We start from the raw sequence: 24898 nt of genomic DNA on the forward strand, positions 1-24898 counted from the left end.
CTCCCCCCGAGGCGCCGCCGGGGCGCGGCGCCTCGCGGGGACAGGCGTCAGGCGCCGCCGAAGCGCTCGGTGCGGACGCGCTCGGGCGCGTGGCCCTGCTCGACCAGGGCGGTGGCGACGGCCTCGACGAACGAGGTCGGGCCGCACACGTAGACGGTCGGCTCGAGCGGGGCCGGCAGAGCCGCCTCGGCGAGCAGCTCCGGAGTGACGCGGCCGGCCGGACGCGCCGCTCCCGCCGGCGCCACCCGGGTGAAGACGTGGTCCACCGCGACTCCGCCCGTCGCGGCCGGCCGCTCGGCGAGCGCCGCCAGCTCCTCGCGGTAGTAGGCGAAGACGGGCGAGCGGACCGAGTAGAGCAGCTGCATCCGCGCCGCGCTCCCGGACCGGGCGTGCTCGCGCGCCATCGCCATCAGCGGCACCACGCCGCTCCCGCCCGCGATCAGCTGCACCGGCTCCGCCTGCTCGGGGCGCCAGACGAACCAGCCGCCGATCGGACCACGGATCTCGAGCCGGTCGCCCGCTTCGAGTCCGTCGACCAGGTACGGGGAGACCTCCCCGTCGTCCAGCCTCTCGACCGCGAGCTCGACCCGCTCCCCGTCGGCCGGGGCGCCGATCGAGTAGGAGCGGCTCGCCTGGTAGCCGTCGGGCGCGGTGAGGCGCACGTCGAGGTGCTGCCCCGCCAGGTGGCCCGGCCACCCGGGCACGCGGAGCACCAGGAGGCGCGACGTGGGCGTGAGCGGCGCGACCGACTCGGCCACCGCCTCCGTCCACATCACCAGTAGCGCTCCTCTTTCCAGGGGTCCCCGTGCATGTGGTAGCCGTTCTGCTCCCAGAAGCCTGGCTCGTCGCCGGGCATCAGGCGGAGGGTCCGCACCCACTTCGCGCTCTTCCAGAAGTAGAGGTGCGGCACCAGGAGCCGGGCGGGGCCGCCGTGCTCGGCCGCGAGGGGCTTCCCCTCGAACTCGGTGACGACCCAGGCCCTCCCGCCGCGGATCTCGGCGAGCGGGAGGTTCGTCGTGTAGCCGCCGAAGCTCTGCGCCATGACGAAGCCGGCATCCTTCTCCAGGCCCTCCAGCAGCGTGTCGACCGAGACGCCGCGCCAGCTGGTGCCGAGCTTCGACCACCGGGTCACGCAGTGGATGTCGGTGTGCACGTCCTCGTGCGGGAGCGCGTCGAACTCCTCCCGGTTCCAGCGGCGCACGCCCGCGGGGCCGCCGTCGATGGAGAAGGCCCACTCGTGGATGTTCGGGGTGGGCCCGATCGAGAGGACGGGGAAGCCGTTCTCGAGGTGCTGGCCCGGCGGGAGGTCCGGGTCCGCCTCCCTCTTGCCGAAGAAGCCCCGCGTGATGATGCCCATGTCCGCCCTCGTCGTCCTCGGGGCCTGGCCCCGGATCGCTGGAAACCGCTCGTCGCGCTCACGCTACCGCTCGGCGCTACCGCATGCGGGCCCGCCGGGCGAGCCCGGGACCGTGTCGGACGTCGGTGCCAGGATCGGGGCATGAGACGAACCGTCGTGCCGCCGTACCTCCTCGTCCGCATCGCCCGCCTCGACGATCCGGCCTTCGCCCGGGCCGCGCGGGCCGCGAGCCGCTCGCTCGAGCAGGACGTGCCGTTCCGGCGCGTCCGGCCCGGAGAGCCCGCGCCCGACCGCGGGGCGCCGACCGCCGCCGCGACGTCCTCGCCGCGCACCCGCGTGCAGTCGCTCCAGCGCACCATCGCGGACGCGCGGACCGAGGAGACCCTGCCCGGCACGGTCGTCCGCCGCGAGGGCGAGGCGGCCACGGGGGACGCGGCCGTCGACGAGGCGTACGACGGCCTCGGCGCGATGTCGGCCTTCCTGCAGGGTGCGTACGGCCGCGACTCGATCGACGACGCCTGGCTGCCGCTCGACGCGACCGTGCACTTCGGCGACGACTACGACAACGCCTTCTGGGACGGCTCGCGGATGGTCTTCGGCGACGGGGACGGCCAGGTGTTCCGCCGCTTCACCGTCTCGCAGAGCGTGATCGGCCACGAGCTCGCCCACGGCATCACCGAGTACACGGCGAACCTCGTCTACCGCGGCCAGTCCGGAGCGCTCAACGAGTCGGTCTCGGACGTGTTCGGAGCCCTGCTGGAGCAATACGGCGCAGGCGAGAGCGCCGACGAGGCGAGCTGGCTGATCGGCGAGGGGCTCTTCACCGACGAGGTGCAGGGCACGGCCCTGCGGTCGATGATCGCCCCCGGCACCGCCTACGACGACGACGTCCTCGGCTCCGACCCGCAGCCGGGCTCGATGGCCGACTACGTCGAGACCGACGACGACAACGGCGGAGTGCACATCAACTCGGGGATCCCCAACCGCGCGTTCGCCGTGGCGGCGACGACCCTCGGCGGGAAGGCGTGGGAGCGCGCAGGGCAGGTCTGGTACGACGTGCTGACCGGGGGCGTCCTCACCGCGACGGCCGACTTCGAGGCGTTCGCCGCTCTCACCGTGCAGGCCGCCGCCGAGCGCTACGGATCCGGCTCCGAGGTCGAGGCCGCCGTGCGCACCGGCTGGACGACGGTCGGCGTGACCCTGTCCGCCTGAGCCGGTCCGATCGAGGGCGGAGGCGGAGGCGGGTAGCATCGCGCGCATGGACGTCATCGTGTCGCGCAGCGGCGGATTCGCCGGCCTCCGCCGGGTGTGGCGGGTCGACGTCGAGCAGCAGCCCGACGAGGGCGCGTGGCGCGACCTGCTCGGCTCGCTCCCCTGGGACGCCGCCGACGGCGAGTCCCCCGGCCGGGCCGACCGCTTCGTCTACGAGATCCGCGTGCAGACGCACCACGTCCGCCTCGGCGAGACCGAGCTCGACGGAGCCTGGCGCGAGCTGGTCGACCGCGTGAAGAAGGCGCAGCCCCGTTAGGAGCTGCGCCTTCGTCGTGTGCTCGGAGCTACTTGGTGCCGAGCAGGTCGATCACGAAGATCAGGGTCTTGCCGGAGAGCGGGTGCCCTCCGCCGGCCGGGCCGTACGCCAGCGCGGGCGGGCAGATCAGCTTGCGGCGGCCGCCGACCTTCATCCCCGGGATGCCCTGCTGCCAGGCGCGGATGAGGTTGTTGAGGGGGAAGTTGATCGACTGGCCGCGGCTCCAGGAGGAGTCGAACTCCTCGCCGGTGTCGTACTCGACGCCGAGGTAGTGGACCTCGACGGTCGAGCCGGGCTGCGCCTCGGCGCCGTCGCCGACGACGATGTCCTCGACGACGAGGGTGTCGGGGGCCGGGCCCTCAGGGGCGTCGACCTCGGGCTTGGTCAGGTTCTCGCTGCTCATGCCTCGATCCTACGGCGCTCGGGAGCGGAGTCTGGGAGCGGGCTGCGAGCACTCACTCCACGAGCGTGAGGCGCTGCGTCGGCCGGGTCATCGCGACGTAGAGCGATGCGGCGCCGCGCTCGCCGGTCTGCGCGATGAGGCGAGGGCGGGCGATGATCACGGAGTCGAACTCGAGCCCCTTGGCGTCGTTCGTCGACAGCACGGCGATCGCGCGGTCGAGCCCGGTCGCTCCGCGGCCCACCTCCCGGCCGAACCGCTCCTCGAGGCGCTCGGCGATCGCGGCGAGGTCGTCGTCGGGCGCGATGACCGCGAGCGTCCCCTCCGCCTCGATCGCCCGGTCCTCGACGACGGCCACCAGCACGCGCTCCGAGAGGCTCGCGTCGCCGCGATCGCGGATCGTCCGCACCGGCCACTCGGTGGAGCGCACGGCCTCCCCCGGCGTGATCTCCAGCCCGTTCTCGCGCGCCGTCCGCTCGGCGAAGGCGACGATCTGCGCGGGCGTGCGGTAGTTGACCGTCAGCTCCTCCAGACGCCACGGCGCCGCCTCCACTCCCCGGCCCTGGCGGCCGAAGGTGTCGCGGAGCGCGGCGTCCCAGCTCGAGGCGGCGGAGGCGCCGGACGCCTGCGCGACGTCGCCCACGATCGTGAACGAGCGCATCGGGCAGCGGCGCAGCAGCACCCGCCACTGCATCGGCGAGAGCTCCTGCGCCTCGTCGACCACGACGTGCCCGTAGGTCCAGGTGCGGTCGGCCGCGGCCCGCTCGGCGGTGGTGCCGAGCACCGAGCGCTCGGCGAAGCCGGCCGCGAGGTCCTTGGCGTTGACGAGGCCGTCGACGCCCATGTTGCGGATGGCGGCCTCCGCGTTCTCGACGTCGCGCTTGCGCTGCTCCTTCTCGGCCTTCTTCGAGGCGTCGGCGTGGTCGTCGTAGGCGCCGAGCAGCTCCGCGGCCTCGTCGAGCAGCGGTACGTCGGAGACCGTGAACGGAGCGTCGCGGTCTCGGCGGAGGAGGGAGCGCTGCGCGGCGGTCCAGCGCGGCGTGAGGGTCGCGAACCAGTTCGGACGGGCGTAGAGGTCCTGCAGCAGCTTCTCGGGGGTCAGCGGGATCCACGCGGTGTTGAGAGCGACGCGGACGTCGTGGGCGGTCCGCACATCCTCGCGCAGCACCGCCTCGTCGGCCTCGTCGACCGTGCTGCCGTGGCTCCGCAGCTGATCGGCGAGCTGGCGGGTGAGCTGCGAGAGCAGCGTCTTGACGAAGGAGACGCGCGCCTCGTTGTGCGGCTTGCGGGTGTCGCGCGCCCGGGTGATCGCGCGCTCCACGTCCTGCGGCTCCAGACGGAGCTTCTCGCCGTTGACGTCGAGCACCTGGGTCTCGGCCGGGACGGTCTGGCGGGAGCGGACCGCGCGCTTGAGCAGCTCCGCCATCCGCGCCGAGCCCTTCACGCGGGCGACCGCGGGCACGTCCTCCTCGACGAGGTCGAGGCCCGGGTAGAGCTGGCCGAGCGTCGAGAGGACGACACCCGTCTCGCCGAGCGAGGGCAGCACCGCCTCGATGTAGCGGAGGAAGGAGCGTGAGGGGCCGACCACGAGCACGCCGGAGGAGGCGATGCGGTCGCGGTAGGAGTAGAGGAGGTAGGCGGCCCGGTGCAGGGCGACCGCGGTCTTGCCGGTGCCCGGCCCGCCCTGCACGACGAGCACGCCGCGCAGCTCGGACCGGATGATGCGGTCCTGCTCGCTCTGGATGGTCGCGACGATGTCGTGCATCCGGCCGGTGCGCTGCGCACCGAGGGCCGCCATGAGCGCGCCCTCGCCCTGCAGCACGGTGCCCTCGCGCAGCAGCTCCTCGTCGAAGACCTCGTCCTCGAAGCGGAGGACCTCGCGGCCCCGAGTGGTGAGGTGGCGCCGGGCGCGCGTCCCCATCGGCCGGGCGGCGGTGGCCTGGTAGAACGCGGCCGACTGCGGGGCGCGCCAGTCGAGCAACAGCGTGTCCTGCTCCTCGTCGCGCAGGCCGATCCGGCCGATGTAGCGGTGCTCGGCGTCGGCGTCCGCGAGCGTCAGCCGGCCGAAGGCGAGCCGGTCGTCGGCGCCGGTGAGCGAGCGGATGCGGTCCTCGTAGAGCCGCGCGTAGGCGTCGCGCTCGGAGCGGCTCTGGTGGTTGCCGCCGACGCTCTCGATGCGGACCGTGTCCAGAGCCTCGCGGGCCTGAGCGATCAGCTCGTCGAGGCGGGCGTAGAGCGCCGCCACGTAGTCGCGCTCCCGAGAGAGCTCGGTGGCCTGCACAGTGCTGCCGTCCGTCATCGTCCGCCTTCCGAGGGTCCGCCGCCGCGGGCCGGGAGGCGCGGGATGCGCTCCGGGGGCCGCGGGAAAACAGGCGGTCCAGTCTACCGAGCGATCCGAAGCGGGCCGTGCCGACAGCGGGATCCGGATGCCTCTTGCGCTCGGCGCCGCGGAGGAGCATCCTCTCTCTCACGAAGAGCTCGACGCCCCGTCCGAGCAGCCGGCCCTGCCGCTGCCGCAGGGCGTCGAGCTCTTTCTCGCGGGTGCCCGTCCTGCGTCCGGTCATCGACCGGGAAGAGAACCGGACGGCCCCGCGTTGCACGCCCCATGGCCACTCCGAGCAGCAGCGTCACCGCCCCCTCCCGCGCCTCGATCGACCTCACGGAGTCGGCACGCGCCGGCTGGGAGTCGTGGCTCGCCCGACGCGTCGAGCGCGTCACCGGACCCCGGGGCGATCTGGCCCTCGTCGAGACGCGCTGGCTCGAGCCCGGCGAGAGCGTCGACGACGAGCGGGCGCTGGCCGGCTACGGCCCCTCGGCGACCCTGACGCGGATGCGCCGCGAGAACCTCGACACCGGCGAGCCCGAGTACGGCTACCGCGTCTGGGACGCGGCCTCCGACGGCATCCGGTCCTTCGACGCCATCGAGACCTTCCCGTTCGACGCCGCCTGGGTGCTCGAGGCGTGGTTCGAGCCGGTCGCCGAGGACCGCACGGTCCCGTTCGAGCACCTGCGCGACAACGGCGCCACCCGCGAGCTCGTCGTGCCCGGCGACATCACCTTCTCGCTCGTGGACGACGGGCGCGCCCGCGAGTACACGGTCGCGGCGTTCGACGACGGCGGCACGCTCCTCGTCCCGTTCGGCGATCCGACCAACCGCAGCGACGACCCGGAGCTCGCGAGCTACCCCGTCGGCCGCTTCCTCGTCGTGCAGCGGATCGGCGGCGCGGCCGACGCGGGCACCCCCGGTCCGGTGCTCCTGGACTTCAACCGGGCGTACATCCCGCCGTGCGGCTTCTCGCCCCACTACAACTGCCCGCTGCCGCCCGCGCAGAACCGGCTCGGCGTGCCCGTGACGGCCGGCGAGCGCCGCGTGCGCAGCGCCTCCGCCTAGCGCGCCGGGGCTGAGCGGGGGCGGCCCCGGCTCAGCGGGTGAGCACCGCCCGGCGGGCGACGAGCTCGTCGAGCAGGACCTGCTCGTCGACCGCTCCGGTGCGTCCGCCGCGGCCGAGCAGGAGGTGCTGCCGGTGGTGCGCGAGCCGCGTCGCCGAGCGGAGGAAGTCCCGCATCGCCCGCGGCCGGTCCCCTCCCGCGCTCCGGGCCCAGCGAGCGGCGGTGCGGCGCCCCTCCGCGGTGCCGATCATCCGCACCTCGGCCGGCGAGAGCCAGCCGGCGACGGCGTAGTCGTCGAGCCGCTGGAGCGTCACGCGCCGCTCCTGCCGGCGCAGCAGCACCACCACGACCACGGCGACCGCGAACAGCGGCACCTGGACCACGCCGTAGAAGCCGAACCAGTCGGACACCAGGAACGACGAGCCGTTCCAGAGCGCGTGCAGGAACGCGGCGAGCGCCAGCCCGAGCAGGGCGATGGGCAGCCGCGCGACGGCGGGCCGGTTCGAGGCGAAGCCGAGGGCCGCGCCCGTGCAGGCGGTGAAGAGCACGTGCGCGAAGGGCGAGAGCACCCCGCGGAGGAAGAAGGTCACGGCGAGCGAGCCGAGACCGCCCTCCACCAGCGCGCTGCCGAAGTAGAGGATGTTCTCGACGAAGGCGAACCCGGAGGCGACGACGGCCGCGTAGACGATGCCGTCGACGGGCCCGTCGAAGGTCCGGCGCCAGATCAGCAGGACGAGGAGGACGCCGATCCCCTTGGCCGTCTCCTCGACCAGCGGCGCCTGGATCACGGCGCCGACGAAGTCGGATCCGCTCGGCTGCTGCCCGGACGCGTAGACGGCGATCTGCACGCCGAGGTCGACCAGGAGCGCGATCGCGACGGACCCGGCCGCGCCCCAGAGGAACGCGAACCACAGGCCCAGCGCTGGCTCCGGCTCCCACCGGTCGACCCAGCGGACGCCCAGCAGGACCACGGTCAGCGGGACGAGGGCGATGACCGCGCAGATCCCCGCGGCGCTGACGCCGAGTCCGAGAACCACGTAGGCGAGCACGAGCAGCAGCAGGATCCCGAGAAGCGCCACGCCGATCGAGCCGAGCACGGTCGGCACGACGGAGGGGCGGGCGGTGGCGGGCGGTGCGGGCGGCGGATAGGCGCTCATGGGGCCGACAGTAGGGCACGGGCGGGGTGCGCTGTCGGCGGTTGACACGCGCCGGGCGCGTGGAGGAGGGCCGGGGTGCGGACGCCCGTGTCCGATTCCCGCTCCTGCTCGACGTCGCCGCGTGCGAGGCTCGAGGCGTGCCCGACTCCGATCCGCTCTTCGAGGAGCGCTACCGCGCCGTCGCCTCCCGCGACTCCCGGTTCGACGGGCGGTTCCTGACCGGCGTGCACTCCACCGGCATCTACTGCCGTCCGAGCTGCCCCGCCATCACGCCGCGGCGCGCGAACGTGCGCTTCTACCCGACGGCCGCCGCCGCGCACGAGGCGGGGCTCCGCGCCTGCAAGCGCTGCCTGCCGGACGCCGTCCCCGGCTCCCCCGAGTGGAACCTGCGCGACGACACGGCGGCGCGCGCCATGCGGCTGATCACGGACGGAGTGGTCGACCGCGAGGGGGTCGAGGGGCTGGCCGCCCGACTCGGCTACGGCGCGCGCCACCTCGGCCGCATCCTGCGCGAGGAGCTGGGCGCGCCTCCGCTGGCGCTCGCGCGCGCCCAGCGCGCCCAGACCGCCCGGCTCCTGCTCACGAGCACCGACCTGCCCGTGTCCGACGTCGCCTTCGCCGCCGGCTTCACGAGCATCCGGCAGTTCAACGCGACCCTGGCGGAGGTGTACGAGCGGACCCCGACGGCCCTGCGCGCCTCGGCCCGCGGAACGCGCTCCGAGGCGAGCGTCCACGACGGCGCGACCACGCTGGAGCTCCGGCTGGCAGTGCGGGCTCCGTTCGATCCCGGGGTGCTCGACGTGCTCGGCGGCGCCGCGCTCCCGGGCATCGAGGTGGCGTCCCCCGGCGGCTACGCGCGCTCGCTCGTCCTGCCCGGGGGCGCGGCGCTGATCCGGCTGGCGGCGGACGGGGAGAGCGTCCGCTGCAGCGCGACGCTCGTCTCCGTCGCCGACGTCGGGCCGCTGGTCGCCCGGGTGAGGCGGCTGCTCGACCTGGACGCGGACGCCCGCGCCGTGGACGAGGCCCTCGCGGCCGATCCCGCACTCGCTCCGAGCGTCGCCGCCCGCCCCGGTGTCCGCGTGCCCGGCTCCGTCGACCCGGCCGAGACGCTGGTGCGCGCGCTGCTCGGCCGGCGGGAGGCCGCACGGCTGGTCGCGGCGCTCGGCGCGACGCTCCCGGAGTCCGTGGCGAGCGGATCGATCGCACGCGCCTTCCCCTCCCCCGCGGTGATCGCCGAGCACGCCGCCGACGTGCTCCGCGGATCCGCCGACGTGCTGGTGCGGACCTGCACGCTGCTCGCCGAGGGAGCCCTGCGGCTCGACGCCGACCGGGAGGAGCTCGCCGAGCAGCTGCTGGCGGTCCCCGGGATCGACGCGGCCACGGCGGCCGAGGTGGCACAGCGGACGACCGGAGATCCCGACGTCCTGCTCACAGGGGATCCCGTGCTCCGGCGGGGCGCGGCGGCGCGCGGCCTGCCCGCCGGCGAGCGCGGGCTGGCCGAGGCCGGGCGCCGCTGGGCGCCCTGGCGCAGCTACGCCGGGGCGCGCCTCGCGGCCGCGGTCACGCCTCCGGCGCGGGGTCGATGATCGGGAGCGCCGCGGTCATCGCCTCGATGCCCGAGAGTCGGGCCGGCGAGATGAGCCTCATGACCTCTTCGCGCGACATCAACCCCGCCTCGACCACCAGGTCGGCGATGTTGCGGCCGGTCGCGAGGGCGGCCTTCGCGAGGGCGGCGGACGCGGTGTAGCCGATGCTCGGCGTGAGCGCCGTCACGACCCCGACCGAGGAGGCGACCATGGCCTCGAGCCGGTCGACGTTCGCGGTGATGCCGTCGATGCAGTTCTCGCGAAGCGTCCTGCAGGCCTGCGTCATCCAGGTGATGCTCTGCAGCAGCGAGTGCGCGATCACCGGCTCGAAGGCGTTGAGCTGGAGCTGACCCGCCTCGGCCGCCATCGTGACCGTGACGTCGGCCCCGGCCACCGAGTAGGCGACCTGGTTGACCACCTCGGGGATGACCGGGTTCACCTTGCCGGGCATGATGCTGGATCCCGCCTGGCGCGGAGGCAGGTTGATCTCACCGAAGCCGGCCTGCGGGCCCGAGGAGAGGAGCCTCAGGTCGTTGCAGATCTTGGACAGCTTGATCGCGGAGCGCTTGAGCGCGCTCGAGAACGACATGAAGACGCCGGTGTCGCTCGTCGCCTCGACGAGGTCCTGCGCCATCTCGAGGTCGAGGTCGGTGATCTCGTTGAGGTGGCGGACCGCGGCCGCGCCGTAGCGCGGATCGGCGGTGATGCCGGTGCCGATCGCGGTGGCTCCGATGTTGACCTCGGCGAGCAGCCAGATGGTCTCGGAGAGACGGGCGTGGTCCTCGCCGAGGGTCGTCGCGAAGCCGTGGAACTCCTGGCCGAGCGTCATCGGCACCGCGTCCTGCAGCTGCGTGCGGCCGACCTTCAGGACGCTGCCGAACTCGACCGCCTTGCGGGAGAACGACTCGCGCAGCAGCGCCAGCTCGTCGAGCAGGCGGCGCAGCGACCAGGTCATCGCGATCTTGATCGCGGTCGGGTAGACGTCGTTGGTGGACTGGCTGCGGTTGACGTCGTCGAGCGGGTGCAGGTGGGCGTAGTCGCCCCGCTCGAAGCCGCCGATCTCGAGTGCGACGTTGGCGACGACCTCGTTCGCGTTCATGTTCGTCGAGGTGCCGGCGCCGCCCTGGATCACCCCGACCACGAACTGGTCGTGGAACTCGCCGTCGATGATGCGGCGGCACGCGGTCTCGATCAGCTCGGCCTTGGCGGGGGCGAGACTGCCGAGCTCGGTGTTCGCCCGGGCGGCCGCGAGCTTGACCGTGGCGAGGGACCGGACGAGATCGGGGTAGATCGAGATGGGGCGCTTCGAGATCGGGAAGTTGTCGAGGGCCCGCGCCGTGTGGATGCCCCAGTAGGCCTCGGCGGGGATCTCCATCGAGCCGAGGGAGTCGCTCTCGGTGCGCGTGGCGGGGGTCTCGGTGTCGTCCAGGGCTCTGCCTTCCGGGTCGCGGTCGGGGAGGGTGCTCGGTGCGAGGGTCACGTCCAGCTCCGTTGCTGTCGTCGTGCGGCCCCGGAGGGTGCAGGGGGCTCGCGAACTGCGCGGCCAGCCTATCGCCGGGGCGCGGGGCGGCGGCGGACGCGGGCGCGGAGCGTCCGGTCGACGGGCGCGGAACGACCGCGCCTCCCGCCGCCGGAGCGGACAGGAGGCGCGGGACGCGGGAAGCGGCGGATCAGCGGTAGTCGCTGCCCGACGCGAGGGCCGCGAGCGGAACGAGCACGACCACGACGAGCACGGCGATCGCGAACAGCAGGACGAGGCCGAGCATGACGGAGTTGAGCACGATGCCCCAGATCGAGAGCGTGCGGCCGGTCGGCTCCCTCCGCAGGCCCAGGATGCCGAAGACGAGGCCCGCGGCCGGAGCGATCACGGTCAGTCCGAAGAAGACCGAGGTGACGCCGAGGATCAGGCTGGTGAGCGAGAACGGGGTCGAGGGCGCCGGGGCGAGGGCCGCGGGCGGGACGGCGGGGGTGCCGTAGGGGGCGCGGGCCTGCTGCGAGGAGGCGGGCTCCTCGGCGGCGGGGCGCTCCCCGGCGGACGGCCGCTCCTCGGTGAGGACGGCGGTCGCGCCCAGGTCCACGGTCGGCTGCTCGTCGGCGGGGGTGGAGAGGCGGGCGGTGCGGTCGTCGGTGGTCACGGTGTGCTCCTTCTCGGGTGCCGGTCGCCCGGCGGGATGCGGTGCCGCCGGGCGGGCCGACGGTGCTGCCGGTGTGCTCCGGCGATGCCTCCACGCTACGGACGCGCCCGGACCCGCCCCATCCGGGGAACCCCCGGAACTCGGGGGCGATCCCCCGCCTCGACGCGGGGGCGGGTGCGAGACTGGTCCCGGCGCGAGGAGGCGGCGATGGATGACGACGAGCTGCGGCACCGCACCCGGGACCGCAAGGGCGCCCGTGCCGTCTGGTTCGCCGGGCTCTCGGCGCTCGCCGGCTTCGTGGTGATCTCCCCTGTGATCTCCCTCACGGCGACCGTGATGGTGTGGGGGTCGCGGCGGCGGATCGGCACCCTCAGCGACCGGAACGGCCTGGTCGCCGTCAACTGGCAGCTCACCTACCTCGCACTCCAGCTGATGCTGGTCCCGCTGCACCTCGCGCTGGTGTCGGTGCGCGACTCGCTCGGCGCCGACTGGCCGCTCGCGACGATCTCGGCGATCCTCGCGCTGGCCGTGCTCAACCTCGTGCTGTGCGTCGTCCTCGGGATCCGGTCCGGCCGGGGACGCACCGTGCGCCTCTGGATCGCCGTGCCCTTCGCCCGCTCCACCCGTCCGCCGCGCTGACCGTCGGGGCACCCCGGTCCGCACGGCTCCCCGCTCCCGGGACTCCGCCCGGCGTGTCCGCGGCCCGGTGCCCCCTCCACGTCGCGGCGGCGGGCAGGGTGGTGGAGTGATCGCCTTCCCTCCGCCCGTGTACGTCGTGGCCGACGACGGAGTGCGGCTGGCCACCTACTCCGTCGGCGAGGAGAGCGCCCCGACCGTCCTCGCCGTGCACGGCTTCGCCTCCCACGCCGTTCTCAACTGGGAGACGTCGGGCTGGCTGCGGACGCTGCACCGGGCCGGGTACCGCGTCGTGGCGCTCGACCAGCGCGGGCACGGCGCGAGCGAGAAGCCGCACCACTCCGACTCCTACAGCGTGGACGCCATGGTGGCCGACCTGGTGCGGGTGCTCGACTCCTACGACCTCGACGCGCCCCACGTCCTCGGCTACTCCCTCGGCGCCCGGATGAGCTGGGTGCTGGGGCTCGAGCACCCGGAGCGGCTCGCATCGCTGAGCCTCGGCGGGCTGACGGTGGGCGAGCCCCTCCGCTCCTTCGACGCGGAGGCGGCCCGGGCCCGCGTCGCCTCCGGCGGCGAGATCGACGACGGCTTCACCCGCGCCTTCATCGGCATGGCGGAGGGCGTGCAGGGCAACGACCTCGCGGCACTGGTGGCGGTGGCCGACGGCGTCCGCGGCGGGGCGCACCCGGAGCACGGGCGGCACCCCGGCCTGCCGACGCTGCTCGTGACCGGCGGCGCGGATCCGATCGCTCCCGGCGGAGAGCTGCTGGCGGCGGAGGCGGGGGCGCGGTTCGTGAGCGTCCCCGGCCGCGACCACACCAGCACCGTGCCCGCGCGGGGCTTCAAGGACGCGGTGCTGGCGTTCCTGGCGGAGCAGCGCTGAGCCGGCCCCTCGCCGGACGGGAGCACCACGAGCGCCGAGGCCCGCGGCGTAGCATCCCCCTCATGCAGGCGATCCGCATCGAGAACCCCGGCCCCGACTCCCGACTCGTGCTGGAGGAGGTGCAGACGCCCTCCCCCGGACCCGGCGAGGTCCTCGTCCGCGTGGCGGCCGCCGGCGTCAACCGCGCCGACCTCGGCCAGCGCGGCGGGGTCTACCCGCCGCCGCCCGGCGCCTCCGAGATCCTCGGCATGGAGGTGTCCGGCACGGTCGTCGCGCTCGGCGAGGACGCGACCGGGTTCTCGGAGGGCGACGAGGTCTGCGCGCTGCTCTCCGGCGGCGGCTACGCGGAGTACGTCGCGGTCGACGCGGGCCTGGTGCTGCCGGTGCCGGACGGCGTCGGCCTCGTCTCGGCCGCCGCCCTCCCGGAGACGACGTCCACCGTCTGGTCGAACCTCGTGATGGTGGCCGGGCTCGGATCCGGCGACACCGTCCTCCTCCACGGCGGCGGGAGCGGGATCGGGACCACGGGCATCCAGATCGCCGCCGCCCTCGGCGCCCGCGTCGCCGTCACGGCCGGCAGCCCCCGCAAGCTCGAGGCGTGCCGCGCGCTCGGGGCCGACGTCCTGATCGACTACCACGAGGAGGACTTCGTCGAGCGGATCCGCGAGGCGACCGGCGGGCGCGGCGTCGACGTGATCCTCGACCCCGTCGGCGGCGACTACCTGGCCCGAGACCTGGAGGCGCTGGCCGTGGGCGGGCGCGTGGTGTTCATCGGCAACCAGTCCGGTGCGCTGGGCTCGCTCGACCTCGGGGTGCTGTTGCGCAAGCGCGGGGCGGTGCACGCCACGACCCTCCGCGCCCGGCCCCTGGAGGAGCGGCGCGCGATCGTCGCGCAGGTGCGCGCGGAGGTCTGGCCGCTGGTCGCCGCCGGGACGGTGCGACCGGTGGTGGACGAGGTGGTCCCGCTCGCCGAGGCCGAGCGGGCGCACGACGTGATGCGCTCCTCCGGCCACATCGGCAAGCTGCTGCTCACCCCGTGACGCCCGACATCGGAGGAGGCCCCCGCCGCCCGCGGTGAGCGGGAGCGGGGGCCTCCTCCGGTGACGCCCCCCGGCGGGGCGTCAGACCGCGGAGCGCAGGAGTCCGAGCGAGCGGTTGATGCCGTCGACGTCGACCGCGGCCGGATCGAACGAGGCTCCGGCGGCGAGGCCGAGAGCCTCGAGCGCCTCCGCGTGGTCGGCCGAGGACGGGTCGGTCGCCGCCCGCACCGTGTCGGCCCAGGCCGCGGAGCCTCCCGGCACGTCGAGCGGAGCCGCGCCGCGCGCGCCCGTGCAGCGCGGCAGAGCCGACGACAGCGGCGCGATCGACTCCAGACGGATGACGTGGCGCCACTCGTCCTCGAGGTCGTAGACGTAGAAGAGCTCGTCCTGCTCCTGCTCGAGCACCTCGGCGAGCGCGACGCCCGCCTCGTCCACGAGGTCGGCGCCGAACTCCTCCGCGTCGGACGGCGAGCCGATCGGAGCCTGCTCCTCGTCGGGCACGCCGACGCTGAAGTAGTGCGGCTGCGCGTCGGTCCAGCCCAGCGAGAGCTGGAGCGCGAGGTGCAGATCGCGCAGCGACGACTCGGAGGAGAGCTCGAGGCGCCGCCAGACGACGGGCTTGGTCCCGAGCAGGGCGACGTGGAGCGCGTAGGCCGTCGCCGTGTCCTGGGTCGCCTCGTCGAGGATCTCGAGGCGGGTGGCCTCGCGCTCTCCGAGGAGGACGACCGTCGCGCGGACGACGGAGGCGAGGACGGGCGCCAGGCCCTCCGGCACCGCGTAGCCGAACTCGGGCGAGTGCAGCAGCAGCCCGAGCTCGGCGGTGTCGTCGAGCATCCGCTCGGCCGTGCCGACCATGCGCTCGCGCTCGTCGAGGGCCTCGTCGAGCGAGACTCCGGAGTCGGCTGCCAGCTCGTCGACCAGCTCGCCGACGACCAGGCCCGGGTGGATCTCGGCCTGGCAGGCGACCGCGATGCGGACCAGCACGGCGTCGGTGGTGGTGACCGCGCGCTCCTCCGGGGAGAAGGCGCCGTCCTCGGTGTCGGCGGCCGCCAGCGCGGTCTGGGCGCTGAGGATCCACTGCTCGAGGAAGCGGGCGACGTAGGCGATGCGCTCGGCGGCGGCCTCGTGCGCGTCGGAGCTGCGCCAGAGCACGGCGGCCTCGCCGAGACCTGCGGCGGATCCCTCCTGCTCGAGCACGGCCGAGCCGACCAGCGCATCCCACCAGGCCGAGACCGGGATGCGGACGGAGTCGTCGCTCGGGGTGGATCCCGCGGAGGAGATGCCCGCCTCGACCGCGATCTCGCGGGCGGCGCGCTCGGTGAGGGTCGCGCCGTCGTCGGCGGCGAGGTGCTCGACCACGACGTCGGCGGCGTGCACGAGAGCGGTGGCGCGCACGGCGGAGAGCTGCTCCTCGGCCGGGACCTCGTCGAGCTCGGCGAGGTCGTCGAGCACGGCCTCCACGAAGGAGCCGGCGAGGTCGAGGACCTCGTCGAGGACGGCCTGGCACTCGTCCAGCTCCTCGTCGGTGCCGGTCCAGAGGTCCTCGTCGGTGAGGAAGTCTAGGAAGTGCTCGACGACCTCGGCGACGGTGAAGAGGGTGTCGTCGAGGTCGGCCTCGCTCTCCTCCCCCGACAGGTCGGCCTCGATCTGGTCGAAGACGGCCTCGAGCAGCTCGGCGTCGGGCTGGGCGAAGGAGCCGCGCGGGCGCAGGTCGCGGGTCATCGCGAAGAGGTCGGTCAGCACCTCGACGGCCTCGTCGGCCTCGAGGTGCTCGTGCTGCATTCCCACCTCGGCGAGGTGCGAGCGGTACCAGCTGCGGAACCGCACCATCAGCGCGGTCTCGGCCGTGCGGCCGCCGCCCTGACCGCCGGACCCGCTCTGACCGCCTCCGGATCGTCCCTGGTTGCGCTTCTTGCCCATGATTCCTCCGCGACCGCTCCACTCACGACGAAGCGCTCCAGCCTACCCAGTGCGGGCGCGCGGCGGCACGCGCGGTCGCCCCCTGTTCACCCTGTGCGCACCGGGTCCGCTCCCTCTGATGCGGCCGATCGCCCGAGTCCCGGGATCAGCGCGCTGTGGGAGGCCTCGTCGCCCGGGCCCCTGCCACACGGGTCGCGATGATGAGAAATCTCGCAGCGATCGGGCGGCGAGGCTTGCGCTCGGACCCTCCGCTTCGGTGGAGTGTCCGGATGACCGACACGACGGACACCGCCGAGACCGCTCCCGGGAAGGCGTCGCTCAAGCGGGTGATCACCGGGCCGCTGCTGTTCGCCTTCATCGTGGGCGACACGCTCGGCGCCGGCATCTACACCCTGGTCGGCACGATGGCCGAGGACGTGGGCGGCGTGATCTGGCTGCCGCTGCTGATCGCGCTGGTCGTCGCCCTGCTCACCGCGGGCACGTACGCCGAGCTGATCACCAAGTACCCGCACGCCGGAGGGGCGGCGCGCTACGTGGACCGCGCGTTCGGGAAGCCGTACCTCTCGTTCCTGATCGGCTTCCTGATGATGGCCTCCGGCATCACGACGGCCGCCTCCCTGGCGAACGCGTTCGCGGGCGACTACCTCGGGGCTCTGCTGGACGTGCCGCCGATCCCGACCGCGATCGTCTTCATCGCGATCCTCACCCTGGTGAACCTGCGCGGTGTGAAGGAGTCGCTGACGGCGAACCTGGTCGCCTCGGTGATCGAGGTGAGCGGACTGGTCATCGTCATCGTCTGCGCCGCGGTCTTCTTCGGCTCCGGCGACGGCGACGCCTCCCGCGTGCTCGAGTTCAACCCCGACGTCGCTCCGCTGCAGGGGGCGTTCGCCGCCTCGATCGTCGCCTTCTTCTCGTTCCTCGGCTTCGAGGCCGCGGCGAACATGGCCGAGGAGGTGCGGAACCCCTCGAAGGTCTACCCGCGGGCCCTCTTCGGTGCGCTGATCACCGCCGCCGTGGTCTACCTCCTGATCGCGCTCGGCGCCGTGATCGTGCTGCCGAACGACGAGCTCGCGGCCTCCAGCGGCCCCCTGCTGGACGTGGTCGCGGCGAGCGGAGTGGCGGTGCCGCCGTGGCTGTTCGGCCTGATCGCGCTCGTCGCCATCGCGAACGGCGCTCTGCTGTTCATGGTGATGGCGTCGCGGGTCGGCTTCGGGCTCGCCACCTCCGGGCTGCTGCCGAGCGCCTTCGGGAAGGTGCTGCCGGGCCGCCGCACGCCGTGGGTGTCGATCGTGGTCGTCGGCGGAGTGACGATGCTGCTCAGCCTCATCGGCGACGTCGGCACTCTCGCCGAGACGACGGTGCTGCTGCTCCTGCTGGTGTTCATCGCGGCGAACGTCTCGGTGCTGGTGCTGAAGAAGGACCGCGTCGACCACGCCCACTACTCCGTGCCGCGCGTCGTGCCGGTGCTCGCGACCATCGCGAGCGTGGTGCTGCTGACGCAGCAGACGGGCGTGGTCTGGCTGGCGACAGCGGGCTACGTGGTCGTGGGGACGCTGCTGTTCCTCGCCACCCGCCTGGGGAAGCGGAAGCACGCGGAGCGGACCCCGGACTGAGCCGGGCCGGCGGCGATCCGTCGCGAACGGCCCGTCCGCGGATCCCGTGCGGGCCGTTCGCGACGGATCGAGCGCGGGAGGCGGGCGAGGAGTGGGATCGTGAGGGGATGACCGTCACGCTCGAGCCGATGCCCGCCGCCGCTCTCGCCACCTGGATGCGGGTGCAGCGCTCGGCGTACATCGAGGACCGGATGCGCGCCGGCGACGACGAGGCGGCCGCGACGCGCAACGCCGACGCCTCGTACGAGAAGTACTTCCCGGGCGGCTCCCCCGCCGCCGGGCACGACGTGCTCCTCGTCTCCGAGGACGGCCGCGCGGTCGGGTCGCTCTGGCTCGGCCCGCACCCGAGCGGACTCGAGGGCGTCGGGTACGTCTGGGACGTGCAGATCGACGCCGCCGAGCGCGGCCTCGGCCTCGGCCGGGCGGCGATGCTGCTCGCGGAGTCGCACGTCCGCTCCCGCGGCGGCTCCGCCCTCGCGCTGAACGTGTTCGGCTTCAACACCGCCGCGCGGGCTCTGTACGAGTCGCTCGGCTACGAGACGACCTCCCTGCAGATGCGCAAGCCGCTGGCCTGAGTGGGGGGCTGCTCGACTCCGGGCAGGGGCACGACCCGGTCGCGCAGAACGCCGCACGCCGTGCTCGAGGGCGGACGCCGACGGGCGCCCACCGACGAGCACGGCGGCGGCGGTGGTGGAACCGCCGGGGATCAGCGGGACCCTGCGGTCAGCTCGTGGAGGCCACGGCGGTCGGGTCGCCGGTGCCGGACGGACGCGGGGCGTCACCCGATCCGGTCGCCACCGACGCGCCGGTCGGAACGACGGAGCCGCCCGTGGCCATCCCGCGGCCGAAGGCCTGGCCCTGGAGGATCGCCCCGAGGTCGACGCCGGTCGCCGACTTGACGCTGTCGAACGTGGCGGCGAGGCCGGCCGCCTGCTCGCGGGCGATGTGGGTGCCGGCGGTGTCGCCGCCGATCAGCGTCACCGAGCCGACGTTCTGGTAGCCCTTGGCGAACTCGGCCATGAGCGAGGGCAGCTGCCCGATGAGCTCGCGACCCAGGATCGCCTCCTGGTTCTCGCGGAGCGCCTCCGCCTCGGCCGCGATGGCCGCCGCGCTCGCCTCGCCCTTCGCACGGATGGCCTCCGCCTCGGCGGTCGCGTTCGCGCGCAGCGCCTCGGCCTCGGCGCCCGCCTTGGCCCGCAGTGCGTGGGCCTCGGCCTCGGCGCGGGCGCTCACGGCGGCGGCCTCGGCGGCGGCGGACGCCTGGCGCGCCTCCGCCTGGCGCTGGACGGCGTACGCCTCGGCGTCGGAGACCTGCTGCGCGACCTGGCGGTCCGTCTCGGCCTTCTTCTCGCGTCCGTACGCGTCGGCGTCGGCCTCGGTCTGACGGCGGTACTTCTCGGCGTCCGCGACGCGCTTGACGTCGGCGTCGAGCTCGGCCTGCCGGTTCTCGGCGCGCTGCACGAGGACGGCCTGCTCGCGCTCGGCGCGGGCCAGGTTCTCGGCCTGCTCGGCCTCGGCGTTGGCGCGGCCGACCTCGGACTTCGCGGCGGCGGTGTTCTTGTCGTAGGCGGTCTGCTCGATCAGGTTCGCCTCGTCCGTGGCGAGCTGGCGGGCCTTGACCTCGCGGGCGGCGTTGATCCGCGCGACGTCGGCCTCGCGGCGGACGCGCTCGATCTCCTGCGCACCGAGCGCCTCGATGTAGCCGTTGCGGTCGGTGACGCCCTGGATCGCGAACGAGTCCAGGACGAGGCCCTGAGCGAGCAGGTCGCCCTTGATGCCCTCGGCGATCTCGTCGCCGAGCTTCTGGCGGTCCTGCATGACCTCCTCGACGCTGAGCTTCGCGACGACGCCGCGGAGGGCGCCCTCGAGCTGCTCGGTCGTGAAGACGTCGATCGACTGGTCCTGCGAGGCGAAGCGCTCGGCGGCGGCGCGGACCTGATCGGCCGTGGAGCCGATCTTGACCAGGGCGACGCCCGCGAGGTGGATGGTCACGCCGTTCTTCGTCTGCGCGACCGGCTCCATCTTGATCTGGCGGGAGCGCAGTGAGATGCGGTCCGACCGCTGGGTCAGCTTGTTCACGAACGCACCGCCGCCGGTGATGACGGTCATGTTCGAGGTGAGGCCGTCCTCGCCCTTCTGCTTCTTGCCGACGATCACGATCGCCTCGTCGGCCTGCGGCACCTGGTACCAGGCGCGGAAGAGGAAGAAGCCGATGAGGGCGATCAGCAGGACGGCGCCGACGGCGATCCCTGCGAGGACGATCCAGAGGAGATCCGGTTCCATGGGCGGGCGACCTTTCGTCCGACCCGCGCGACGCGGGCACCTGAGAGACGTACAGGTTCCATCGTGTCATGGCCGAACGACGGCCGCGTCGGCCTAGCGGGGGATACTGCGACGACGGCGATCGACGCCGTCAGCATCGAGGCGGGAGAACTCTTCGAGTGCTTCCAGTGGGGAGACGGAGATCGCGCATCGGCGGTGGACGAGCTGGCCGACGTGCTGACCTACTGCCTGCTGCTCGCCGACCGGCTCGGAGTCGATGCGGACGAGATCGTGCTGAGCAAGCTCGAGAAGACGCGGCAGAAGTACCCGGTGGACAAGTCCCGCGGCAGGAGCGACCGGTATGACCGGCTCTGAGCTCCACTCGCTCCCCTTCGACCTCGACAGCGTGCGGACCTGGGGCGAGGTCGATCCCCGGCATCGGAACTGGCCTGTCGTCTACGTGCTTCATGACGACAGCCGGGTCTACGTCGGCGTCGAGCAGTGCCTCCGCCACTAGGAGCGTTGACGAGCGAGACATAGCCTTTACCGTGTGGTTACCTCTAGTGTCGCAAGTGCGGTTCATTCCCCGCTGAACGGTGAGGTGCGTAGGTGATGCAAGAGATGCTCGCCGTTTCAGTCGGCCAGCTTGTGCGAATGGTCGATGATGGAGTCATTGGGCTGCCGAACTTCCAAAGGGATTTTGTTTGGCCTCCTTCTCAAGTCGCCGCATTGCTCGACAGTGTTGCGCGTCAGTGGCCAATTGGCACCTTGCTGTTGGTACCGCCGCTACCAGAACTACCGATGCGTCCGATTGCTGGCGCGCCGACCTTGCGTCCTCATGGTGTTCGGTATTTAGTTTTAGACGGACAGCAACGCCTGACTGCGCTTTATCAGGCAATATCTGGCGTCGGCGCATACGGCTTCGCACTGAACCAAGCTCGCGACACAGAAAAAGATCAACTCTTTGAATGGTCTCCGGCACCCTCAGGCAGCCAGACGAGCAGCCAGGACAAACTCAGGCGCTTACTTCACTACAACGTGCCCTGCGTGCTACTCGCTGAGCATAAAGGAGTGTCTGAGCTGGCGCAAATTTTTGAAGCAATTAATACCCCGGGGGTACCAATAGACGTCTTTGACCTTGCAAACGCTCGTGCTAGCTCCCTCGGTGAAGATTTGCGAAAAAGCTGGGAGGAACTGAGTCAGGGGCGGCCCATTCTCACTGATTTCGACGTAACGACGCTCGACATTCTTCGCCTGGTGGCGCTTGATCTTGCGAGGGAAGGCAGCAGTGTCGTACGAGGTTTGCGGGCGAGCGACCTTCTCGAAATTCGTCCCGAGGATATTGTGGACGCGTGGCCCCAAGCTATCAACAATTATGCCGACGCACTTACCCTTCTGGCCGCCACTGCAGGCGTGGTCGGCCCTGCTGATCTGCCATCAAAGCGCGCTGTACTCCTTGCCGCCTCCTCGCTTCCTCGCCTGGGTCCCGCCGCTACTCTCGACATCTACTGGAATTCGGTTCTCCGGCTCAACGGCCTTTCAGACAAGGACGTGATTGCTCTGGTTAGAAGCGGCGACACGATCAGGACGGGCGAAACGGCGCGCTTCGCGAACGCGCCATTTGAGCGTGAATCCCGCGGAGAGAATCTAGTGTTCGCACGAGCGCTTCGAGGGCTCGCGCGCATAAATGGAGTCCAAGATCCAATCGACGGGAACAAACTCGCTCAGCTCGAAATTCGAGAATTTGAATACGAGTCCGGGTACGGCATTATCGGGCCAGCCACGGTAAAAACTGAGCTTATGCGCGTCATTTATCTGAGCAGCTCAAGCGCCACTATTGTCAGAACGCGGTTACGCGCAGGTTCGGGCGTTCCAGACTTTGCGCTCGACCCGGCAGCGCTGGCCTCGCAGGGTTTCAGTCCTGGGGTGCGCTACGCGACGGAACGACGGGAGAAATTGCTCAGATGGTTAAGGGGTGTCGTCAGTGAGATCATCTAGCAGGAAGACAGAGCCACGTGGCAGGAATTCTCCGTGGGTCTGGTTCGGAATTTGTCTAGTTGGTGTTCTACTTCTTCTTGGCCTATCGCTCATAGCAGTTGTTTATCTGCACGATTGGTTGGCTATTTGGGGGCACCCTCTAGCGGAATTAGGTGTTGTCGGTGACATGTTCGGCGCCGCAAATTCGCTGTTTTCCGGAATGGCCTTTGCCGGACTTATCATTGTTCTTCTTTATGAAATGCGTGAACGAGAGCGCGACCTATCAGACCGAATGGAGACCCGCCGTCCCGTATTGACCATCAAGTTCGGAGATGGAGTGGGCGATGGGGAGGTCGCGCAAGCGACAATCAATCGGGCGGTACACGAAGCAGAACGCGGAGTTGATCTCCGGTTGGATTTTACAGTTCCCCTGCAGTCGCTTGCTGACGTGGCCCTCACCCCCGCTATCACGATCGAGATTCTCAGCAAGGGTTCGGTTATCTGGGATAAAAACCAAAACATCGGATTGCCAATCAATTCCGGCGCCATTCACAACATTTCTTTCGTGGCCCAATTTACCGGTCTAGTTGGCGCGGCGCTCCTAGCCGAGATGAACACGTCCACAGGCCCACGATTCCGGGCGAGAATGGATTACGACTCTGTATCGGGCGCACGCTGGCGCACAACCGTTGAAGCAGTCGTGCAAATAGCCCCCGAAGACGCTCAATTCGCTCGTAAAGTCCTCTCGGGGGAAGGCATTGTCGACAAATTGGCGCTCACGAAGATCGCCTCGTCGTTGAAAACGGACATTCTCGTCGATACCTCCACTTGGAAGCACAGTAGGGTCCCTGCGTAACTTTGAGGTCGCCACCAGTCCCCCGCTCCTTTGCTCGCGAGCATCTTCACGGCGTAGTGATCGTCGAGCCTGCTGGCCTGCCAAGCTAGCCTTCGGGCCCGTCAGGCCGCAGCTTCATTGGTATCACCTCCCGCCTGTTCGGCGAGGACTCGCCGCAGTACACCCAGCTCGATTGGATCCGGAAGCAGAGCCGGCACACGATCCTGTTGCTCGGCACCGGCCAGACCGTCCGCCCAGCCGACCTGCCGCTCGCGACGACCTCCGCGGTCCTCGCGGAAGCGCGCGCGGAGGGGCGCCTCTACCCGCTGCGCTCCCAGATGCTCATCTCGGCGGAGAAGGACTGCGTCGGCAACATCCGCTCCGTGCTGAGCGACTCCCCGCCTGTTTGGAGGACTTCGGAGAGTACGACCTCCGATATTTCGAAGACCTCGGCGCCCTTCGGCGCGAGTTTCGGCTGAGGGAGCAGGAGCACGGCCTCGCCCGGCTCGCCACAGGGTTCGCGTGGCCCTGGATCAGTCGGAAGTCCGACGCGGCGGACATCGTCATCGGCGAGGAGCGGCTGCGCTGGAACTCGACGACGAAGGACTGGATCAACTCCGCCGGCACAACGCACGAGGCGGGCTCGATACCCACCCTGCAGGGCTACGACCTCAACTACGCCGGCGTCATCATCGGGCCCGACCTCCGCTGGAACGAGCGGTCGCAACGCATCGCTTTCGACCGGTCGCACTACTTCGACAAGAAGGGGCGCGAGAACAACCCGAAGCTCGGGATCATCTACAGCCTGCTGGCTCACGTGTGAAACGTCTACACCGTCCTGCTCACGCGCGGGATCCGCGGGACGTACGTGTACGTCTGCGACGACGGGTTGCGGGAGCGGCTGGCACGCTTGCCCTGACCTGATCGCGGACGAGGAGCGGGTCGTTCGCAGCCGAGGCATTGCGCGGCGGACGAGAGAAACCGAACGACGGTTTCAGAGGAGCACCTCGCCGCGTTGCGGCGAGAAATCAGTGCTGGGGTACCTGGACTCGAACCAAGAACAACTGAACCAGAATCAGCCGTGTTGCCAATTACACCATACCCCAATGGTCATCCGGAGGTGATCCCGGGACCAGGCGGCGACCGGATCGAGACCCGAGCGCCGAGAGACGACAGTACCCTACGCGGGCATCCCGCTCAAATCGAGCCGCGGACGACGCTGCCCTCGGACTCCGGGGCGGCCTCGCCGAGGCGGGCGCGGACGAGGTCGCGGTTGATCGCGGAGGCGACCTGGGCGCCCGATCCGGCGGCGACGATCAGCTGCTGCGGGCCGGGAGGGGTGACCTCGCCGGCGGCGTAGAGGCCGGGGACGGACGTGCGGCCACCGGCGTCGACGCGGAGGAAGCCGTCGGCGTCGCGGTCGGGGCCGGCCGCGTCCAGGTAGTCCAGCGCGGGCGTCCAGACGGGGCGGACGAACGCGCCGGTGCGCGGCACGACGTCGCCGTCGACGAGGCGGACGCCGGTCATCTCGGCGCGCTCCCCGGCGAGGTCGGCGACCGGGCGCCGGTCGACCCGGATGCCGATGGAGGCGAGCAGCGACTCGTCGGCGTCGCTCACCGTCCCGACGCCGTTGGTGAAGACGATCAGGTCGGTCGACCACTGCGAGAGGAGCATGGCCCGCTCCGCGAGGTCGTCGGTCTCGCCGATCAGGGCGAGCGCCTCCCCCGCCTTCTCGTAGCCGTCGCACTCCATGCAGCTGTGCACGGCGGTGCCGTAGTAGGCGCGCAGGCTCGGGAGCGCGGGCGGCGTCTCGAGGAGCCCCGCGGCGACCACGACGGCGGTGGCGACGACGGAGCGGTCCGCGCTGCCGCGCACGCCGCGCGCGCCGACCACGAACTCGCCGCCGGAGCGCTCGACCGATGTGACGAGGGCGTTGTGCACCTCGGCGGCCTCGTAGCGCTCGAACTCCTCGCGGCCGAGGCGGCGCAGCTCGAGCGGCGAGATGCCGTCGCGGGTGAGGAACCCGTGCGAGTGCAGGGTCGCGGCGTTCCGCGGGCGGTTGCTGTCGAGCAGCAGCACGCTCCGGCGCGCCCGGACGAGGTTGAGCGCGGTGGAGAGCCCGGCGGGGCCCCCGCCGATCACGACGACGTCGTAGCGTCCGCCGACCGTCTCCGCCACG

General features: G+C 71.8%; 24 protein-coding genes and 1 tRNA gene. 14 read left to right on the top strand and 11 right to left on the bottom strand.

Features of this window, described 5'->3' with window-relative positions; all coding sequences use genetic code 11:
• Nucleotides 1–47: 47 nt before the first annotated feature.
• Both C5B98_RS05645 and C5B98_RS05650 read right to left on the bottom strand, forming a co-directional pair.
• Nucleotides 48–773: a ferredoxin reductase gene (locus tag C5B98_RS05645; RefSeq protein ID WP_104283799.1), complete on the bottom strand. Its 726-nt coding sequence runs from the start codon at nt 771–773 to the stop codon at nt 48–50.
• Complete coding sequence (locus C5B98_RS05650) at nt 773–1357, bottom strand: molybdopterin-dependent oxidoreductase (RefSeq protein ID WP_104327427.1); 585 nt, start codon at nt 1355–1357, stop codon at nt 773–775. Before C5B98_RS05650 ends, C5B98_RS05645 begins: the two co-directional genes overlap by 1 nt.
• 141 nt (nt 1358–1498) lie before the next feature.
• Between C5B98_RS05650 and C5B98_RS05655 the strand changes: the two genes are divergently transcribed.
• Together C5B98_RS05655 and C5B98_RS05660 are read left to right on the top strand one after the other, a co-directional pair.
• Entirely contained in the window at nt 1499–2569 is a 1071-nt protein-coding gene (locus C5B98_RS05655; RefSeq protein WP_104327428.1) for a M4 family metallopeptidase, read from the top strand.
• A gap of 46 nt (nt 2570–2615) precedes the next feature.
• Nucleotides 2616–2885: a protealysin inhibitor emfourin gene (locus C5B98_RS05660; protein ID WP_104283800.1), complete on the top strand. Its 270-nt coding sequence runs from the start codon at nt 2616–2618 to the stop codon at nt 2883–2885.
• A gap of 28 nt (nt 2886–2913) precedes the next feature.
• Here C5B98_RS05660 and C5B98_RS05665 read toward each other — a convergent pair whose 3' ends face one another.
• Nucleotides 2914–3288, bottom strand: coding sequence for an FKBP-type peptidyl-prolyl cis-trans isomerase (locus C5B98_RS05665; RefSeq protein WP_104327429.1), 375 nt, complete (start codon nt 3286–3288; stop codon nt 2914–2916).
• 52 nt (nt 3289–3340) lie between these two features.
• Nucleotides 3341–5584, bottom strand: coding sequence for a UvrD-helicase domain-containing protein (locus tag C5B98_RS05670; RefSeq protein ID WP_104327430.1), 2244 nt, complete (start codon nt 5582–5584; stop codon nt 3341–3343).
• A gap of 306 nt (nt 5585–5890) precedes the next feature.
• Here C5B98_RS05670 and C5B98_RS05675 point away from each other — a divergent pair, with 306 nt between their 5' ends.
• Nucleotides 5891–6676, top strand: a complete 786-nt coding sequence (locus C5B98_RS05675; RefSeq protein WP_104224825.1) for a DUF1684 domain-containing protein — start codon at nt 5891–5893, stop codon at nt 6674–6676.
• A gap of 31 nt (nt 6677–6707) precedes the next feature.
• Here C5B98_RS05675 and C5B98_RS05680 read toward each other — a convergent pair whose 3' ends face one another.
• Nucleotides 6708–7832 carry a PrsW family intramembrane metalloprotease gene (locus C5B98_RS05680; RefSeq protein ID WP_104233243.1) on the bottom strand — a complete coding sequence of 375 codons (1125 nt, stop codon included), beginning with the start codon at nt 7830–7832 and terminating at the stop codon, nt 6708–6710.
• Between the two features lie 137 nt (nt 7833–7969).
• Here C5B98_RS05680 and C5B98_RS05685 point away from each other — a divergent pair, with 137 nt between their 5' ends.
• Nucleotides 7970–9418 (top strand): DNA-3-methyladenine glycosylase 2 family protein, encoded by a 1449-nt coding sequence (locus C5B98_RS05685; protein ID WP_181065462.1) that lies wholly within the window; start codon nt 7970–7972, stop codon nt 9416–9418.
• On the opposite strand, the gene C5B98_RS05690 is transcribed toward C5B98_RS05685, so the two are convergent.
• Entirely contained in the window at nt 9393–10847 is a 1455-nt protein-coding gene (locus C5B98_RS05690; RefSeq protein WP_258060401.1) for an aspartate ammonia-lyase, read from the bottom strand. The genes C5B98_RS05685 and C5B98_RS05690 overlap by 26 nt on opposite strands.
• Before the next feature lie 241 nt (nt 10848–11088).
• Complete coding sequence (locus C5B98_RS05695; RefSeq protein ID WP_104250160.1) at nt 11089–11553, bottom strand: DUF4190 domain-containing protein; 465 nt, start codon at nt 11551–11553, stop codon at nt 11089–11091.
• 207 nt (nt 11554–11760) lie between these two features.
• Here C5B98_RS05695 and C5B98_RS05700 point away from each other — a divergent pair, with 207 nt between their 5' ends.
• From C5B98_RS05700 to C5B98_RS05710, 3 genes are all read left to right on the top strand, one after another.
• Complete coding sequence (locus tag C5B98_RS05700) at nt 11761–12192, top strand: DUF4870 domain-containing protein (RefSeq protein ID WP_181065463.1); 432 nt, start codon at nt 11761–11763, stop codon at nt 12190–12192.
• A 106-nt stretch (nt 12193–12298) separates the two neighbouring features.
• Nucleotides 12299–13072 (top strand): alpha/beta fold hydrolase, encoded by a 774-nt coding sequence (locus tag C5B98_RS05705; protein WP_181027173.1) that lies wholly within the window; start codon nt 12299–12301, stop codon nt 13070–13072.
• A gap of 62 nt (nt 13073–13134) precedes the next feature.
• Nucleotides 13135–14112, top strand: a complete 978-nt coding sequence (locus C5B98_RS05710) for an NAD(P)H-quinone oxidoreductase (RefSeq protein ID WP_104327432.1) — start codon at nt 13135–13137, stop codon at nt 14110–14112.
• Nucleotides 14113–14193: 81 nt separating this feature from the next.
• On the opposite strand, the gene C5B98_RS05715 is transcribed toward C5B98_RS05710, so the two are convergent.
• Nucleotides 14194–16032 (bottom strand): plasmid pRiA4b ORF-3 family protein, encoded by a 1839-nt coding sequence (locus C5B98_RS05715; protein WP_104327433.1) that lies wholly within the window; start codon nt 16030–16032, stop codon nt 14194–14196.
• Nucleotides 16033–16301: 269 nt separating this feature from the next.
• Here C5B98_RS05715 and C5B98_RS05720 point away from each other — a divergent pair, with 269 nt between their 5' ends.
• Nucleotides 16302–17645, top strand: coding sequence for an APC family permease (locus tag C5B98_RS05720; protein WP_104226270.1), 1344 nt, complete (start codon nt 16302–16304; stop codon nt 17643–17645).
• Nucleotides 17646–17752: 107 nt separating this feature from the next.
• Complete coding sequence (locus C5B98_RS05725; RefSeq protein ID WP_104327434.1) at nt 17753–18220, top strand: N-acetyltransferase; 468 nt, start codon at nt 17753–17755, stop codon at nt 18218–18220.
• Between the two features lie 148 nt (nt 18221–18368).
• On the opposite strand, the gene C5B98_RS05730 is transcribed toward C5B98_RS05725, so the two are convergent.
• Entirely contained in the window at nt 18369–19928 is a 1560-nt protein-coding gene (locus C5B98_RS05730) for an SPFH domain-containing protein (protein WP_104327435.1), read from the bottom strand.
• Between the two features lie 120 nt (nt 19929–20048).
• Between C5B98_RS05730 and C5B98_RS05735 the strand changes: the two genes are divergently transcribed.
• The 5 genes from C5B98_RS05735 (at nt 20049) to C5B98_RS17215 (ending at nt 23542) form a co-directional block, all read left to right on the top strand.
• Complete coding sequence (locus C5B98_RS05735) at nt 20049–20282, top strand: MazG-like family protein (protein ID WP_258063452.1); 234 nt, start codon at nt 20049–20051, stop codon at nt 20280–20282.
• Nucleotides 20269–20424: a hypothetical protein gene (locus C5B98_RS16855; protein ID WP_181065464.1), complete on the top strand. Its 156-nt coding sequence runs from the start codon at nt 20269–20271 to the stop codon at nt 20422–20424. Before C5B98_RS05735 ends, C5B98_RS16855 begins: the two co-directional genes overlap by 14 nt.
• Before the next feature lie 95 nt (nt 20425–20519).
• The gene (locus tag C5B98_RS05740; RefSeq protein WP_104327437.1) at nt 20520–21905 is read left to right on the top strand and encodes a DUF262 domain-containing protein; all 1386 of its coding nucleotides are present in this window, start codon (nt 20520–20522) and stop codon (nt 21903–21905) included.
• Nucleotides 21906–22071: 166 nt separating this feature from the next.
• Nucleotides 22072–22740 carry a hypothetical protein gene (locus tag C5B98_RS16590; protein WP_146076894.1) on the top strand — a complete coding sequence of 223 codons (669 nt, stop codon included), beginning with the start codon at nt 22072–22074 and terminating at the stop codon, nt 22738–22740.
• 385 nt (nt 22741–23125) lie between these two features.
• A complete protein-coding gene (locus C5B98_RS17215) occupies nt 23126–23542 on the top strand; it encodes a DUF2075 domain-containing protein (protein ID WP_258063443.1) in 417 nt (138 codons plus the stop codon).
• Between the two features lie 211 nt (nt 23543–23753).
• Here C5B98_RS17215 and C5B98_RS05750 read toward each other — a convergent pair.
• Both C5B98_RS05750 and C5B98_RS05755 read right to left on the bottom strand, forming a co-directional pair.
• Nucleotides 23754–23825, bottom strand: a tRNA-Gln gene (locus C5B98_RS05750).
• Between the two features lie 91 nt (nt 23826–23916).
• Nucleotides 23917–24897 carry an NAD(P)/FAD-dependent oxidoreductase gene (locus C5B98_RS05755; protein ID WP_104276156.1) on the bottom strand — a complete coding sequence of 327 codons (981 nt, stop codon included), beginning with the start codon at nt 24895–24897 and terminating at the stop codon, nt 23917–23919.
• Nucleotide 24898: the final 1 nt, after the last annotated feature.

It is taken from the genome of Rathayibacter sp. AY1A5 (genome assembly GCF_002930875.1).
GTDB lineage: Bacteria > Actinomycetota > Actinomycetes > Actinomycetales > Microbacteriaceae > Rathayibacter.

Excerpts from the sequence above, each read along its gene's own strand:
- C5B98_RS05645 (WP_104283799.1), bottom strand. The coding sequence starts at position 773 with ATGTGGACGGAGGCGGTGGCCGAGTCGGTCGCGCCGCTCACGCCCACG.
- C5B98_RS05650 (WP_104327427.1), bottom strand. The coding sequence starts at position 1,357 with ATGGGCATCATCACGCGGGGCTTCTTCGGCAAGAGGGAGGCGGACCCG.
- C5B98_RS05655 (WP_104327428.1), top strand. The coding sequence starts at position 1,499 with ATGAGACGAACCGTCGTGCCGCCGTACCTCCTCGTCCGCATCGCCCGC.
- C5B98_RS05660 (WP_104283800.1), top strand. The coding sequence starts at position 2,616 with ATGGACGTCATCGTGTCGCGCAGCGGCGGATTCGCCGGCCTCCGCCGG.
- C5B98_RS05665 (WP_104327429.1), bottom strand. The coding sequence starts at position 3,288 with ATGAGCAGCGAGAACCTGACCAAGCCCGAGGTCGACGCCCCTGAGGGC.
- C5B98_RS05670 (WP_104327430.1), bottom strand. The coding sequence starts at position 5,584 with ATGACGGACGGCAGCACTGTGCAGGCCACCGAGCTCTCTCGGGAGCGC.
- C5B98_RS05675 (WP_104224825.1), top strand. The coding sequence starts at position 5,891 with ATGGCCACTCCGAGCAGCAGCGTCACCGCCCCCTCCCGCGCCTCGATC.
- C5B98_RS05680 (WP_104233243.1), bottom strand. The coding sequence starts at position 7,832 with ATGAGCGCCTATCCGCCGCCCGCACCGCCCGCCACCGCCCGCCCCTCC.
- C5B98_RS05700 (WP_181065463.1), top strand. The coding sequence starts at position 11,761 with ATGGATGACGACGAGCTGCGGCACCGCACCCGGGACCGCAAGGGCGCC.
- C5B98_RS05710 (WP_104327432.1), top strand. The coding sequence starts at position 13,135 with ATGCAGGCGATCCGCATCGAGAACCCCGGCCCCGACTCCCGACTCGTG.
- C5B98_RS05715 (WP_104327433.1), bottom strand. The coding sequence starts at position 16,032 with ATGGGCAAGAAGCGCAACCAGGGACGATCCGGAGGCGGTCAGAGCGGG.
- C5B98_RS05720 (WP_104226270.1), top strand. The coding sequence starts at position 16,302 with ATGACCGACACGACGGACACCGCCGAGACCGCTCCCGGGAAGGCGTCG.
- C5B98_RS05725 (WP_104327434.1), top strand. The coding sequence starts at position 17,753 with ATGACCGTCACGCTCGAGCCGATGCCCGCCGCCGCTCTCGCCACCTGG.
- C5B98_RS05730 (WP_104327435.1), bottom strand. The coding sequence starts at position 19,928 with ATGGAACCGGATCTCCTCTGGATCGTCCTCGCAGGGATCGCCGTCGGC.
- C5B98_RS16855 (WP_181065464.1), top strand. The coding sequence starts at position 20,269 with ATGACCGGCTCTGAGCTCCACTCGCTCCCCTTCGACCTCGACAGCGTG.
- C5B98_RS05740 (WP_104327437.1), top strand. The coding sequence starts at position 20,520 with ATGCAAGAGATGCTCGCCGTTTCAGTCGGCCAGCTTGTGCGAATGGTC.
- C5B98_RS16590 (WP_146076894.1), top strand. The coding sequence starts at position 22,072 with ATGTTCGGCGCCGCAAATTCGCTGTTTTCCGGAATGGCCTTTGCCGGA.